Below are 14,312 nucleotides of genomic sequence, written 5' to 3' on the forward strand. Positions count from 1 at the left end.
CTGGAGGATGCCACGGGCCGGACCCTTGGCTTCGTCTGGCCGGAGTACCGACCGCATCTCGCATGTCCCGCCACACCCGCACCGGTCGCGGTCACCGGACTGGTACAGGTCTTCCAGGGCCATGCCCAACTCAAGGTACGCACGCTGGCGCCCCTGGCGCCAGATCAGGTGCCCAGCGCCACCGCCATGTTGCCCTCTCAGCGCTGCCCGGACGCGGCCCTGCCTGGACTTGCGCGCCTGCACCAACTGGAGGAATCGCTGCCCGATCCCCTCAGCGGCTTCCTGCGCAACGTACTGCTCGATCCCGCCATCGGCCTGCCCTTTCTGCGCTGCCGCGCCAGCGTCAACCATCACCACGCCGATGTCGGCGGGTTACTGATGCACAGCACGGAGATGCTGGACCTGGCCGCTGAGCTCACGCGTCGCATCATTCCCCACGACGCCTGGTCGCCGTGTCTTGCCCAGCTGGGCTACCTGCTGCACGACCTGGGCAAACTCAAAACCGTGGGCGAACTGCGGCGGCCGCACTATGCGCTGGTTGTCCCCCACGAGTTCGCCACGATCGAACTGCTGGCGCCGCATCTTCGCTGGCTGGAACAACGCGACCTCGCCCTCGCCACCGCGCTGCGACACCTCTTCAGTTACCTGGCTGCACCGGGCAAAACACGCACGACCCCCAGCCATGTCGTCGCCGAGATCGTCGAGAAACTCGACCAGCTCAGCGCCGCCAGCCACAACCGACGGGATCTCGACTATCTGCTGGAAGGGCATCGTCGCGCCCACTCCGGCGAACCGTTCCACCGGCGCCCTGCTCCGGTAGCACCGCTGCACCCTGCCCTCAGAGCAGCGGGGTAGCGAATGCGCGCGAACAGGCTCCTCGCGCGCCGCGAGAAGATCGCTCGATGCATCGCTCCCGACGCGGCGCACGCGTCCAGTCCATGGATCCACACATGAAACCGAATCTGATCGCCCTCGTCGCCCTGTTCGTCTTTCCGCTGGTTGCCATCGGGTCCGGTCTGCTCGCGGAACGCCTGATGGGTCCGCGCGCCCGCAGGAAGCGCCGTGCGCGCGGCAGGCCCCGCGCAGACAAGTAGAAACACAGGCAATCGCCGAAGCGCGGCGCGCCACAAGGCTGACCCGGCCGCCGCGCGGAGCGTCGTGTGCAACAGTCCGATGCTGGAATAGCCCTCGACCTTCATCGTCGATTCTGTTTCGTGAGGTCAATCACCGACACGCGAAGCGCGGCTCCAATGAGGAAAGTCACGGCGCGGACGAACCACGTGAAGCGTCATGCGGTGCGTCCGATGTCCTTGGGGAATAGGCGCACCTTCCTCATAAGCTCCTCGCTACACTGGCGTGAGCCATCTTCTCAACTTTTAGCTGATCCGAAAATCGGCAAGCAGGTCAATGCCCGCGGCTTCGCACGCGACAGATTAGGCCGAACCTAGTAGGGTTCATCGATGACTCGTTCATACAAACAAGAACTCGCCCAGATGCCGGGCAGCGCGATCCCCGTGGTGGATATTTTTGCAGGCCCGGGCGGGCTCGGAGAGGGGTTCTCGTCAGTCGCTGATGCTGTCGGGAATCAGGTGTTTGACGTCAGACTGTCCATCGAAAAGGAAGCGGTTGCCCACCGCACACTGACGCTCCGCGCCATGTTCCGGCGCTTTCCGCGGGGCCGTGTCCCGGACGCCTACTACGACTTTGTCCGCGGCAATATTGGGCGCGAAGAGCTGTTCGCCGCCCACGCCCCGGAGATTGAGCAGGCCCGCACCGAGGCCCGGCACGCGACCCTGGGCGAGACCCCGGAAGCGCGGATCGATTCCTGGATCCGCGATGCCATCGGCACCACCGGCATTTGGGTCCTGATCGGAGGGCCGCCCTGCCAAGCCTACTCGATGGCGGGCAGGTCCAGGCGTCGGCCGGTGGACGCCAAGGCCTTCGAGCAGGATGAGCGGCACCTGCTGTACCGGGAGTACCTGCGGATCATCGAGAAGTTCCGCCCGCCTGCCTTCGTGATGGAGAACGTGAAGGGCATCCTCAGTTCCACGCACGATGGATCGGGCATTTTCGAGCGGATTCTCGGCGATCTGTCGCGGCCGGCGCCGGATCTGGAGTACGAGATCCGCTCGTTCGCTGCGCCCAGCGATGGACAGCAGCTGGAGCCCGCCCAATATGTCCTCGAGGCTGAGCGCTACGGGGTTCCGCAGACGCGCCATCGCGTCATCCTTCTTGGCGTGCGCCGCGATCTGGCGGCGACGCCGCATCAGCCACTCCAGTTCCGACTGCCGGTCAGCGTCAAGGAAGCCATTGGGAGTCTGCCGCGGATCAGGAGCCGGCTTTCCAGGGAGGCCGACTCGACCGAAGAGTGGCTGCGTGCACTCCGGGAATCGACCCGATATCTGACGGGCTGCCCGCGTGATATCCGGGAATCCGTTGCGGCGGAAATGGCTGTGGCGCTGGAACGCGCGCTGGACGTGTCGAGGACGGGCGGACGCTTCATCCAGCGCGCCAACCTGAGCTTTCAAGGAATGCCGGCCACACTCGTGAGCTGGCTGAAGGACGATAGGCTGGAAGGCGTCTGCCAGCATGAAACGCGCGCGCACATGCGCTCCGATCTCAACCGCTATCTGTTCGTGTCCTGCTTTGCGCAGGCATTCGGGCACTCGCCGAAACTCCGGCATTTCCCCCGCGCACTGTTGCCGGACCACGATAACGTCACGGCGGACACCGTGCCGTTCCTGGATCGTTTCCGCGTGCAGACCGGTTCGCTGCCTTCCACGACGGTGGTGTCCCACATTGCCAAGGACGGGCACTATTACATCCACCCGGACCCGGCGCAGTGCAGGAGCCTGACCGTGCGCGAGGCTGCGCGGCTCCAGACCTTCCCCGACAATTATTTCTTCGAGGGCAACCGCACCGAGCAGTATGTGCAGGTCGGCAATGCTGTGCCGCCGCTATTGGCCCGGCAACTGGGCGCGGTGGTCTTTGACCTGCTGCACACGGCGGCCAACGTGCGGGCCGATCAACAGGAGAGACGAGCGCTGCGCGAGATGGTATAGATGGAACTGGTTTGAAGGGGCTGCCGTGGCAGCACGGCGCTCGCATCCGCTGCGCGCACCGCAGCAACGAGATCCCGCTCCAAGGTGGTGGCCAGCGGCGCAAGCCTTGTGGCGCACTCCCAGACCACCAGGACGCACCAGCCCGCAGCGACCAGCTTGTCTACGTTCTCGCGGTCCCGGCGCTGGTTCCGCCCCAGCTTTTCCTTCCAAAAATCGCGGTTCGACCCCGGCATCTTCGTCAGCGGGCAGCCTTCATGCTGGTGCCAGAAGCAGCCATGCACGAAGACCGCCAAGCGGTGCTTCGGCAGCACGATGTCCGGCGCGCCAGGCAGGTCGCGCCTGTGCAGGCGGAACCGGAAGCCGGAAGCGAACAGAAGCCTGCGCACCAGCATCTCCGGTCGCGTGTTGCGGGCACGGATGCCCGCCATCATGCGGCTGCGGGTAGCGGGTGACACGACATCCATTATGCGGGCGACCGGTCAGGTGTCCGAGGAGGGCGTCGCTCCCGGCAGCCCCCATTCGGGAATGCGGTGCCCTGGCGCTCCGAGGTCGAGCTGCCGGATGGCATGCCAGCAGGCCTCCTTCTTCGCCCACTCGGTGACCATGCGCCCTGCAGCGGTGGATCGCAGGGCCTCATCGGTGCGCGGCGCCCACTGGAGCAGCAGGGAACGCAGTTCGGGAGAGATGCCCTGCTGCTTCCACACGCGTCCAAGGTCGAAGGCGCCATCGCAACGACTGGCCAAGTAGGAAACCAGATAGGCGCAGATGTTTGCCTGGTGCGCCGGGAATCCCTGGCTACGGACCACGCGCTGCACCTCGCGAAAAATGATGGCCTTGGCCACTAGCTCCCGATACCAAGCTTCGTCCGGCCGCCAGTCGCGGGCCTGCTGCTTGCGCAGATCCTGCATGAACGCATCGAAGTTCTTCTGCGATCCGAAGCTGACCAAGTGAGGTTTCTGGTCCCAGGCGTTCAGGTACTTCGCCAGCTCCGGCTTGGAGAACTTCCGCTGAGGCGGAATGATCTCCTTCAGGCGTTTGAGTCGCGCGGATGTGTCGCCCTCGCGGAACAGCGCCACTTGGTAGCTTCCACGGGCCCGCTCGTAGAACCAGCGCCCGCGCTGGTCCGGACACCAGGTTGTGTCGGCCAGCTTCTCGATCTGGATGTGGAAGGGCTCGTTGGCGGAAAAGTCTGCTGGCTGGATGGTGTTCTGGCTGTTCGCGTACTTCGAGACGTGGCTGACCATCTCGCCGATGTGCTCCTTGTCGGCGACGTTGATGATCTTGGCGGGGACAAAGACCTTCGAGAGGTCAGCCCTGTCAGTCTTCTTTGCCCTATGGATGGAGGCCGTGGTCTGGCCGCCGTTCACGATCTGCATGCCGCGCAGGTAGCGAATGCCGGGCGCACCGTCCGGCATCCTGTCCAGCTTCACCTCGTCCGCGGTCACCACGATTCCGTTGTTGTAGGCCAGGAACATCTGCGGATTCGTTCGCAGGGTCTCGCGGATGCCCTTGTTGACCTTGCCGGTGACGGAGAGGAATGACCGCACGTTGGATTCCAGCAGCCGCGCGCCGTACTGCTCATATACCGCATGCAGGACATTGCCCGGGATCACGGCGAGGCAGGTCGTGTAGCTCTCCGTCGTCGGGACGAACACGCAGGGCAGCAGGTGACCCGTCAGTTTCTCGAAATCCACTAGCACTTCATCGCGCGGGAGGCCAGCCTGCATGCCGCGGTAGAGGCGCTCGATGTCCATCACCTCGAGCGAGATCGTGATGCCGTCGTCTTCCGTGGACTTGAACTTCTTCTCCTTGATCACACCGTCGGTGATGACAAAAACCCTGACAGCCTGGAGATTCCGGCGCTTATCCATGATCGCGGTGCCCAGCTGGAACGACTCGGTCGAGGGATCCAACTGCGAGGTATATCCGCCCTTCGCCACCGCCTTGTAGAAGCGCGCGGCCTGCTGGGCCGCATCCATCAGCACTTCCTTCGGGACAGGCTCGGGGCTGGCCTGATCGCGGAAGACGGCCACAAACAGGTCCAGCCGGTCGTCTTCCTCGGTGAAGGAGTAACCACTGATCCTGATCGTTGCGTTCCGCAGGCGCCCTTCGTGATGGCAGACCTGCGGGCTGTCCACCATGCCAATCTCCGCGAGGTAATCCAGCACGATCCCGGTGAATACGGACTCCGAGAACGGACTGACGTCGGTCCCGCTGGTAATCCGGTCATGCACCTCGCTGTTTAGCTGGCGCGCGAACTCATCGAGTTCCATCGCTGCCTCCCAGGAATTCCGCCACCGCCGTGGCCTCGGTGACTTGGTATGGGTCCGCGACCCGCAGCTCGACGTCGTAGGCTCCCTCCGCAACGCCGTCCGGAACGGTGCTGCGGATCAGGCGGGGAAATCCGGCGCCGACGCGGTAGTAGCGGATCGTCTCCGCAACGAAGCGGCGCGTGTATAGCGGCGCGTGCGCGCCAACGTAGCCGGCGGACAGCAGGCGCTCGTCCAGGGCATGCTCGTGAGTGGGTGCTCCGGCCCTGACCCGCGTGCGCTGTCTATCCACCAGTTCGGGCAGCGTCCGTCCTGTTCCGGTGCCCAGCCGCACCACGGCGAGGAACAGCGCCGACAGGCCGGAGTCGTCGAGCTGGTCGAACGAGGTGATGCGAATGCTGTTCCGCGGCGAGGCTGTCGCCTTGACCTCGATGGCGACCTGGCCAAGACGGAAGTCATGCAGCGCGCCCAGTGGCCCCCTCCAGCAGTCGATGGCCATCGCAATGTCGGCGCCGGGGATTAGCGCCGCTTCGAGAAGCAGGAGTTCACCAGCCAGGCCGGTTTCCTCCGGCTCGCTCATGCGCTCGCCCTCGTGATGGCGCATGAAGGTCTGCCACGACCGGATGCGCGCCAGCAGCGCGTGCACGGCGCCCGCCGCATCCGGCTGCGAAGCCACACGCATCGCAACGTCCTCGGCGAGGATGGCGAAGAGGTCCGGATTTCCTCTGCCGCCCCGGGTCAGGCAGATCCTCACCGGCGAGCTGCGTGTCCGGCCGAGCCGTTCGGGCGTCACCTCGAAACCGCTTGCCTCGGGGTACTCGACGCCCGCCGGCATGGCATCGGCCGGAACATCCACCAGTAATCCCTCGACTCCCTCCGGCAGGTGGACGCCGGCCATGATCGGGAAGTGGGCCTCCGGATGAATCGCAATCACCTGCCATCCGGTCTGCCCGGCGGGTCTGGGGAGTGAGGCCCAGACGGCGCGGATGTCCATCATTCGTTTCCACCTCCGCCGTATTCCTGATCCCAGTACACGTTGTTCACCGCGTACTCGACCTTGGTTCTCAGCGTGGTTGCCGGGAAGCTGACACCTGCGGCGATCACCGGCACCGCGTGGTCCAGCCCTGCGGTTTTCGGATCGAGCGGATAAATCAGCAACAGGCCACGTTCTGGATGCGGCAGCACCCTCGTCTCCGGGTGGCCGCGTCCGCGGATATAGCGGATCGCGGGACCGTTCGGATCGGTGATCTCGTCCGCGTTCTTCCGGCTGCCGCGGGCCGGATCGCTGGCCCACGCCCTCCGCGTCTGCTCAAGGGCTGCGGCCCAGGAGTCGAGATCCAGATCGATGGCTTCGTCGCGCGGCGACAGGAGGCGCCGGATGACATAGCGACCATCCCGTTCCTGGTTTTCAGCCCGGCCGTCCGGCGCGCGTTCCACCGCCTTCACGGACAGACCGCCCAGGTTCACCGGCGTCTCCGAACGGCCCGCAAGCACGGCAACCGTCCAGCTGGTCAGCTCGCCTTGGCGCGACATCTTGTCGATGAACTCGGTGAGCATCTGACTGTTAACCTTGTAGGCTCCTTCGTGCGTGCCATACCCACCGAGGAACGAAATGACGTGCTCGGCCGCGACGTCGCGCCACAGCAGACTGCCAGCCCAGGTCGCGCGCTTGCCATCCGGCCGCGCCTGCTCGGGGTCGCGCTCCGGCGCGTCGAGCCGCTCCACCAAGCGACTGGTCGCCGCCAGGTTGCGTTCCAGAACGGCGCGGTCCCGGTGCAGAACCGTCGTCTCGACCAGTTCCCCGCTGTAGGACAGGGACAGCTTCCGGGCGGTCCGCATCTTGACCCTGGAGGTGACCATCAGCACGGGGTGCGAGCGGACTCTCAGGCCGTAGTCCTTCGGCGTGCCGCCGATGGACACCATGTGGTCGAACTCCTCGCGCAGTTCCTCGCTGGCCTCGGTGATGTGCCGGAACCAGCTCTCCAGTTCACCCGTGGTGTAGAGGCGGCACATATCGAGATAGCCGTGGCGGTAGCCGAACCACCGGCCCATCTGCATGAGCGTGTCGTACATCTTCGACGCGCGCAGGAAGTAGCTGACGGTGAGACCCTCCAGCGTCAGACCTCGGGCGAGCTTGTCGCCGCCGATGGCAATGACCTTGAGACCCGCACCCTGGTGGGCTGAATAATCGAGCACGTCGCCCGCGGTGCCGTTGATCGTGCGCACATGGATGTCCTCGGCAACGTCAGCGAGGATAGCCCGGACGCTCTCCCACGAAAGCAGCTCCACCTGCTCGTCGGGTGATGACACGGCATTGATGTGGGTCGTCGTCGGAACGAAATCCGTTCGCCAGAGTTCCTCACACTGTTGCAGAATTTCCTGTGCGCCGATGCCGCGCCTCAGGCGCTGGCGAACTTCAAGCAGGAAAGTGTTGACCTGGCGGCACACCTCGTCCTGCACGCTGTTGTATCGGGTGACATGGATCAGCATCGAGCAGTGTTCCTGCCCCTGCCGGCGCAGCTGCCGCACTGCGCATCCGGTCACGAAGGAGAGCACCGCTTCCTTGAGGCTGTCCGGAATCGTGTCCTCGCCGTGCACCAGCGGCATGTGTCCGTTGGGGTGCCGCAGGGGCATCCAGCCCTCGCGCTCGTCCTCATCGTCGCTGTCGGCGAAGTCGTCGATCTCGCGGATGAGCGGCAGGCCGCCCTCCGCGTCCCCATCGTCCCCGGAGTCCCGTGTCCCAGCCCCGAAGATGCGCACCGGGCCCGCGTAGTTCGAGGGGCCAGGCAGGTTGATGATGAAGCTGCGCGGAAAGAGGTCGTCGCCCTCCTCATCCGTCCGCCCCCTTTCGTGGATGAAGATGTTGGCGAACGGCGTGGCGGTGTAGCCCACGAACGCCGAGCGAGAGAAGGCGCGCAGGATTCGCCGTATCAAGCTGTTGATCGCCTTCGGCTCGTGTTCGGGGTCGGGCTTGCCTTCGGCATCGAAGGCCTGCTGGCCGGTATCCACCGAGGCATTATCGGCTTCGTCATCGATCAGCAGCAGCGGAAGCCGGGTCACCATCTTCTTGCCGGACGCCTGCTCGGTGATGTCGGCGACGCGGTTTTCGATCCATTCTAGCAGGCGGGTGAGAACGGTCTTGTGCTTCTTGACCACGAACAGCCAGGGGCGCTGATCGGGCGTGATCCCGAGGTGCTGGGCGACCTTGGTGCTGAAGTCGCCGTTGTCTGCGCGGTTGGTGACGTAGTTCGGGCGGATGGATTGATCGGGATCGAGCAGGCCGACGCCGATGTGCCGGGGCTGCTCCTCCCGCGACGGGCTGGTCTCGTAGCCCAGGAAGCCCTCATCCAGCCGCATCTGGGTCTGCGAGCGCAGGTTCTTGTGCATGCCGGCGAGCACGATGATGATCTTGTAACCGGCGTCGGCGGCCTTGCAGATCAGCCCGGCGTAGTTGCTGGTCTTGCCCGACTGGACGTGGCCGACGATCAGGCCGCGCCGATCCCAGGCACCGTCGCGGGCCGGGTTCTCCAGCAAACCGAGGGTGCGGTCGGTGACCCGGTCCAGGCTGTCAATGGTCGTGTCCGCCATGCGGGAGCCGAGCAGCAGGCGGTAGCGCGGCCAGTAGCGCCAGCCGGTCTTTACCGTCGCATTGAGCCAGGCCACGTGGTCGTCGTTGCCCTCCAGCACCTTCTCCTCACCGATCCAGACGCTGTTGCGCTCGACCAGGATCCGCAGCGCGAGGTCGCGATCCACCGTGGTCTTCCACGACGGCTCCCACTCGAAGGCCCGGTCGACAGCCGCGACGATGTCCTCCCGGGTCACCGGCTGGTTGTCGCGTTTCAGTCGCGACAGCTTCTGCTGGACGAGGCTTACGAGGTCTTCGATCTCATGCATTTTCAGGTTCCCCCGCTTGCGGCAGTCGCGGGCAGCTCGAGCACGGCCGATGGCCAGCGGTTGAATGGTGCGGTCCTCAGCAGTTGCTGCACGGCGACTTCCGGCAGCATCCCGGTCCTGCCGACCAGATCGCGGTATATGTCCATGAGGGTTTCGAGCAGTTCCGGCGGCGGCCTGTCACTGCTGGCGGCCAGCGGCACATCACCGCGCTCGACGGTATCCAGCCAGATCCGCTGCACCGGCACCGACTCCTCGATGATCCGGAGCATCATCCGCACATGCGGCGTCAGGTCGCCTGCTTGGTCGAGCACTGAGCGGACGGCCGGATGGTTTTCGTCAATCAGGTAGCGGACGCCGCACGTGCTTTCCTGCACGCGCCAAGCCTGCACCAGATCCTTCATGGGTGCCGAGGCGCCGTACTGGCCGCGGTGTGCGAATACCCGCCGTGCGTCCGATCTCACTTTTTCCGCGAGCTGCGTGAGTCGCTTTCTGATCGTGACTGGCGGGCGGGCGACTGCCTTGCGGATGTCGATCTTCCATTCCTCGTCAACCGTGTTCGGTATATCGAGCCGGATGCGCGCCAGCTTGTGGGCTTCCTCCTTGGTCCAGGCCCGTCCGGAACCCAGGCCCAGCCATCCACCCGCGACGAGCAGTCGCTGGTTGCGGTAGACGTAGAAGCCCTGCTGGGCGGCCCAGCCTTCGGGGCCGCCGCCGGACTCGAATTCCTCTGCACTGATCCGGTCCCGGTGCGGCAGGACATGCCCCTGAACTTCAACTGTCCCCTGCCCGGTGGCGATCCGCTCGACCGGCGACCGCAGGGTTGCGGCGTGACCCGACAGGAAGGGATCCCAGGCACGGATGCGATGGCGATCCTCGTCGCCGTTGATGTAAAGGCGCAGGCGTGGCGACGGACCTTCGAGATAACGGTGGAAGACCATCGCAAGGTGCTGCTCGACGCGATCCGCGAGATGGAGGAAGTCGCGGTCGGTGAAGCCGGGCGTCACGATGTGGTCGCATTCCTCCCAGAGCACCACGGTGCCTTGCGTCTGCGCTGCCAGCGGCGCAAAGTGAAACAAGGAATCCTTGGCAGGCGCCGGCAGCAGATGCCAGTGGTCGCCTCCCGAGCGGGCAATGAAATCCAGATCCCAGCGGCGATACGCAATATCCAGTCCGCGCCGGCTGGCGACGGTGAGACGCCGGCACTGCGAGAGCGATGCCGTCTTGAGGCCCATTCCGAAACGGCCGAGATCGTTCGCACCACGGCTGGTCAGCGGGCTGTTGGACCCCAGCCGCATGGCCCGGTCGAGTTCCTCCTCGCTCAGGCCGGAGCCGTCGTCGAGGATGCGGACCAGGGACTTCTCGCCGTTCCAGATGAAGTCAATCCTGACCCGGCCGGCATCGGCGGAGATGCTGTTGTCGATGATGTCGGCCAGCGCGGCTGGCACCGAGTAGCCCATCCCGCGCAGGGATTCGAGCATCGCGCCGGCCTTCGGCGGAGCAAGGATCGTGTCCATCAGGTTTCGTCCCCGCCGGTCTCGTCCGGATCACTGTGCGCCCAGAGCACTTCACGTTTCGTGTCCGGGTTGAACCCGTCCGTCAGGGTTTCAAGAACCCTGCGCCGGACCGGATGGCGGAGTTTCCGGAGGCCTTTGGTCTCGAGCTGACGAATCCTTTCCCGCGTGAGATCGAATTTGTTCCCGATCTCCTCAAGAGTCTGCTCGTCGCCGTTGCCAATGCCGAATCTCATGCGGAGGATTTTCGCCTCACGCGGGAGAAGCCCGGAAAGAACTTGGTCAACGACGTCGGCAGTCTGGAGGCGTGCTGTGGCCTCGAAGGCATCGCTGCACACCCGTACATCCGCCTGCGTCCGGCAATCCGCCTCGTCATCGACCTCGAAAGATTCCTCCTCGTCCCAGAAGTCCATGTAGATCGCATCCGATGAAATGGCCAAGAGCCGACGCACCCGCGCTTCGGGCAGCCCGACCTGTTCCGCGATGAGGGCAGGCGACGGCTCTGTCCCATCTTGGGAATCAAGGAGCCGCTGGGCATGTTTTACCTTATTGAGCGTCTCGTGGACATGCACCGGCAGCCGTACGACACGCAGGTCGTTCCCGATGGAGCGGGTGATGCCCTGCCGGATCCACCAGGTCGCGTAGGTGGAAAAGCGTGCTTCCCGCCGGTGATCGAACCGGTCGACTGCGCGCATGAGTCCAAGGTTGCCCTCCTGGAGCAGATCGGAGAGCGGCATGCCGGTCCAGCGATATTTCCGTGCGACCCACATCACGAGGCGCAGGTTCGCTTCGATCAGGCGGCCCCTGGCTTTGCGGCAGGCGTTAGCCGCGCTCACCATCTTCCGCAGATCGTCAGGGTTGACATTGTCCAGTCCCGGTACAGCCAATGACTCGACCAAGCGCCTCATAGCGTGGCCGGAAAATCTGGCTTCACCGAGCTGACCAACGAGCTCGTCCCGCAGAACGGCGAACTTGACCTGTTCGCGCGAGGCTGCTGGCACGCCCGAAGCGAGCAGTTCGGCCAGTCCGGCACAGTTGGCGCGGATGGTGGCGAGCGCGTCACCGGGGCCATTGGCTGCCGGCGGATCGGCATGGAGATCGGGTTCGAGTGCTTCGTCCTCTGCCTCGGCACTGTCTATCCGCTCGGGCAGCCAGTCGAAAATCCGGTGAGCGCTGATGCGTCCGGCCTGCACCTCGGCCAGCGTCTCGCGCAGCACCTCCATGGCAGGCCGTGATGCGGTCATGACCTGCAGGAAGGATCGGCGCGCCTGCTCCAGCGCCCGGGCCAAGCTGCGCTCCTCCTCGCGGCTGAGCAGCGGCACGGCCGTGGCCTGCCGGAAATAGATGGCGGCGATGTCTTCCCACGCATCGCTGCCCGGCGCCAGCTCCTCGTCTGCTACTTCATCCCAGCCGCAGGCGCCGGCGGCGGGCGAGTCAAGAAGGAGTTCGCTGCCGGACGGCGGCTCGTCCAGCACCTCCACGCCTTGGTCCGCGAGCAGCGCGCTGATGGTCTGAAGCGTATCCGCCGTCACGAACTGAGCCGGAAGGTGATCCAGGAGCCGCTCGCGGAGCACGTAGCCCTGCTCGCCGGCACGGACCAGCAAGCGGATTAACGATCTCCGCAGAATGGGCCACGGGGATACCGGCTGCGAGGGGCCGATCCTCAGCAGCGGTACCGGCGTCGCTCGCCCGATATCGAGGCTGCCATGCGTGAACGCCTCATCGAGAAGCTCGCCATCCGCGTTCCGGGATCCATGGTCAAGCGTGGAGAGGCGATCCCAGAGCACGCCCACAGTGTCCACGATCTCGTCGTGACCGTCTGTGGTCGGTCGCACGATGTCATCGGCCTCTGCCTCGAACAGCGGAGCGTCCCAGGCAGGCTCCTCAGAGTGTGCCGCGGCACCTGCTGGTGGGGCTGGCGGACGGGTTCTAGGCGATGTCGGTGACATGCACGCGCCTATCATTCCGCAGATCCGTCGATCTGATAGCCCGTGCCATCACCGCGCTCTCGACGCCGTAAAGCGTTAGTATGTTCCGCTGCCAGAGATGGTGTGATTTAGGATCCAAGCGGTGATCGGGCGAGCAGTCCTCCTGCCAGCGATGCAGTGCGTAGCAGGCAACCGCCGCGCGCACGGATTGTTTTAGGATGCCGCCGCCGATTCGGTGATCGGCCTCGACTGCGCCCGGATGTCCAAGACCCGGATGCGGCACGAGTTCGATATCAACCATGCGGTCCCACTGGTGATCCGACAATGGCCGTTCCTGCTCGGCCGGAGTTTCGTCGGGGATGCGTGGCGCCGCGATGCGGGTACTGACGAAATCACCGAAGCGCGCACGCACCCGATCGTAAGCACGCACACGCCAGCGCAGGCCGCTGTCCACCAGCGCGAAGAGAACGATGGTGCGACGGCTCTCGCCTGACGAAACGGACCAGTAACGGATGGCGAGGGGTTTCGCCTGATGGATGGCCCGGGTGATCGTGGCGAGGGTTTGGAGAGGCGATGCAAACAGGAGCACGGCAGCTTCTCCGGGAATCGGCCGGCGCGTATGCGCGGAAAGGCCATCGCCGAACCCCTGGATCAGCCATGACAGCACGCGACTGGTGTCGAACGCGAACACCGGCTTGAACTGGGCGGCGGACACGTAGGACTTGGCCGATGTGTCGTAGCGAAGATTATCCGGCGAGAGCGTCCTGTATATCAGGAAGTCGCGTGTGGCAGCTGCCGGCCGAATTCCGAAGCGCGCTTCGAGATCGGCGCGTCCGACTTCGCCACGGAAGAACGCGCAGAGTTCAATAAAGGACAGCCGCTTCGGCTGAGACTCGCCCACCGGATCAGCCGAAGCCTTTCGCGCACCAGTTGCTCGCATGCACCTGCCCAATAAATGCTATCAGCGATCCTGATTCGCCCTGATCCTCAGCCCGTTGTCGCGTGATTTGCGACGCCTGCGGGTGACGATGACGTCCTCTCCACCGAGGGCACCATCATGTCGATCAACCTCATCCAGTTCCAACAGGGTCTGTCGATGATCGAGTTCATGCAGGAGTACGGCACCGAAGCGAAAGCGTACCGCGCTCTGTACAAGTCGCGCTGGCCACACGGCTTCCGCTGCCCGGCCTGCGACGACCGCCGGCGCTCGCGCTTTCGCCGCGGTCGGCAGGTGTACTACCAGTGCCGATCCTGCCGTCATCAGACGACGCTGCTCAGCGGCACGATCCCTTGGGGACTTCCGTTTGTCGTCTTCGAAGCCACCAAGCTGCCGCTGCGCACCTGGCTGCTGGCCATCCACCTGCTGACCGCCACCAAGACCAACATGGCGGCGCTGGAGTTGAAACGCCATCTCGGGGTGGACTACGACCAACGGGAGTCCCCAAGGGACAAAGCAGCTTGGCGCATCAAGCACAAGGTCATGCAGGCCATGGCCGAGCGCGAAGCGCCGCGCCGGCTGTCGGGCTTCGTGCAGATCGATGATGCCTACCTGGGCGGGGAACGCAACGGCGGCAAGCCGGGACGGGGCTCGGAGAACAAGCAGGCGTTCCTGATCGCGGTGCAGACGGATGCCAAGCTCGAGCATCC

The 14,312-nt window shown here is 64.9% G+C and carries 11 protein-coding genes; 4 read left to right on the forward strand and 7 right to left on the reverse strand.

Going from position 1 to position 14,312, the window contains the following annotated elements; translation table 11 throughout:
- The 3 genes from AC2VLV_RS14580 to AC2VLV_RS14590 form a co-directional block, all read left to right on the forward strand.
- A partial coding sequence (locus AC2VLV_RS14580) for an HD domain-containing protein (protein ID WP_486990669.1) occupies positions 1-855 on the forward strand: 855 nt, incomplete at its 5' end.
- Positions 856-950: 95 nt separating this feature from the next.
- Positions 951-1,094 (forward strand): hypothetical protein, encoded by a 144-nt coding sequence (locus AC2VLV_RS14585; protein WP_486990670.1) that lies wholly within the window; start codon positions 951-953, stop codon positions 1,092-1,094.
- A gap of 366 nt (positions 1,095-1,460) precedes the next feature.
- Positions 1,461-3,062 carry a DNA cytosine methyltransferase gene (locus tag AC2VLV_RS14590; protein WP_486990671.1) on the forward strand — a complete coding sequence of 534 codons (1,602 nt, stop codon included), beginning with the start codon at positions 1,461-1,463 and terminating at the stop codon, positions 3,060-3,062.
- Here the strand turns inward: AC2VLV_RS14590 and AC2VLV_RS14595 are convergent.
- The 7 genes from AC2VLV_RS14595 to AC2VLV_RS14625 form a co-directional block, all read right to left on the reverse strand.
- Positions 3,026-3,526, reverse strand: a complete 501-nt coding sequence (locus AC2VLV_RS14595; protein WP_486990672.1) for a very short patch repair endonuclease — start codon at positions 3,524-3,526, stop codon at positions 3,026-3,028. The genes AC2VLV_RS14590 and AC2VLV_RS14595 overlap by 37 nt on opposite strands.
- A 15-nt stretch (positions 3,527-3,541) precedes the next feature.
- The gene (locus tag AC2VLV_RS14600) at positions 3,542-5,335 is read right to left on the reverse strand and encodes an AIPR family protein (protein ID WP_486990673.1); all 1,794 of its coding nucleotides are present in this window, start codon (positions 5,333-5,335) and stop codon (positions 3,542-3,544) included.
- Entirely contained in the window at positions 5,322-6,326 is a 1,005-nt protein-coding gene (locus AC2VLV_RS14605; RefSeq protein ID WP_486990674.1) for a PD-(D/E)XK motif protein, read from the reverse strand. Before AC2VLV_RS14605 ends, AC2VLV_RS14600 begins: the two co-directional genes overlap by 14 nt.
- Positions 6,326-9,226 carry a Z1 domain-containing protein gene (locus AC2VLV_RS14610; protein ID WP_486990675.1) on the reverse strand — a complete coding sequence of 967 codons (2,901 nt, stop codon included), beginning with the start codon at positions 9,224-9,226 and terminating at the stop codon, positions 6,326-6,328. Before AC2VLV_RS14610 ends, AC2VLV_RS14605 begins: the two co-directional genes overlap by 1 nt.
- Positions 9,227-9,228: 2 nt before the next feature.
- Positions 9,229-10,740, reverse strand: coding sequence for an ATP-binding protein (locus AC2VLV_RS14615; RefSeq protein ID WP_486990676.1), 1,512 nt, complete (start codon positions 10,738-10,740; stop codon positions 9,229-9,231).
- Positions 10,740-12,539 (reverse strand): sigma-70 family RNA polymerase sigma factor, encoded by a 1,800-nt coding sequence (locus AC2VLV_RS14620; protein WP_486990677.1) that lies wholly within the window; start codon positions 12,537-12,539, stop codon positions 10,740-10,742. The genes AC2VLV_RS14615 and AC2VLV_RS14620 overlap by 1 nt, the downstream gene beginning before the upstream one ends.
- A gap of 127 nt (positions 12,540-12,666) precedes the next feature.
- On the reverse strand, positions 12,667-13,566 hold the full coding sequence (locus tag AC2VLV_RS14625) for a BrxR family helix-turn-helix transcriptional regulator (protein WP_486990678.1): 900 nt from the start codon (positions 13,564-13,566) through the stop codon (positions 12,667-12,669).
- A gap of 156 nt (positions 13,567-13,722) precedes the next feature.
- Between AC2VLV_RS14625 and AC2VLV_RS14630 the strand changes: the two genes are divergently transcribed.
- Positions 13,723-14,312, forward strand: a 590-nt coding sequence (locus tag AC2VLV_RS14630; protein WP_486990679.1) for an IS1595 family transposase, incomplete at its 3' end; no start/stop codon positions are given.

The sequence above is a fragment of the Thiomonas sp. TH-17 genome (assembly GCF_057473305.1).

What these genes read in the sequence shown, in the direction of transcription:
- AC2VLV_RS14585 (WP_486990670.1), top strand. Translation starts at nt 951, where the DNA reads ATGAAACCGAATCTGATCGCCCTCGTCGCCCTGTTCGTCTTTCCGCTG.
- AC2VLV_RS14590 (WP_486990671.1), top strand. Translation starts at nt 1,461, where the DNA reads ATGACTCGTTCATACAAACAAGAACTCGCCCAGATGCCGGGCAGCGCG.
- AC2VLV_RS14595 (WP_486990672.1), bottom strand. Translation starts at nt 3,526, where the DNA reads ATGGATGTCGTGTCACCCGCTACCCGCAGCCGCATGATGGCGGGCATC.
- AC2VLV_RS14600 (WP_486990673.1), bottom strand. Translation starts at nt 5,335, where the DNA reads ATGGAACTCGATGAGTTCGCGCGCCAGCTAAACAGCGAGGTGCATGAC.
- AC2VLV_RS14605 (WP_486990674.1), bottom strand. Translation starts at nt 6,326, where the DNA reads ATGGACATCCGCGCCGTCTGGGCCTCACTCCCCAGACCCGCCGGGCAG.
- AC2VLV_RS14610 (WP_486990675.1), bottom strand. Translation starts at nt 9,226, where the DNA reads ATGCATGAGATCGAAGACCTCGTAAGCCTCGTCCAGCAGAAGCTGTCG.
- AC2VLV_RS14615 (WP_486990676.1), bottom strand. Translation starts at nt 10,740, where the DNA reads ATGGACACGATCCTTGCTCCGCCGAAGGCCGGCGCGATGCTCGAATCC.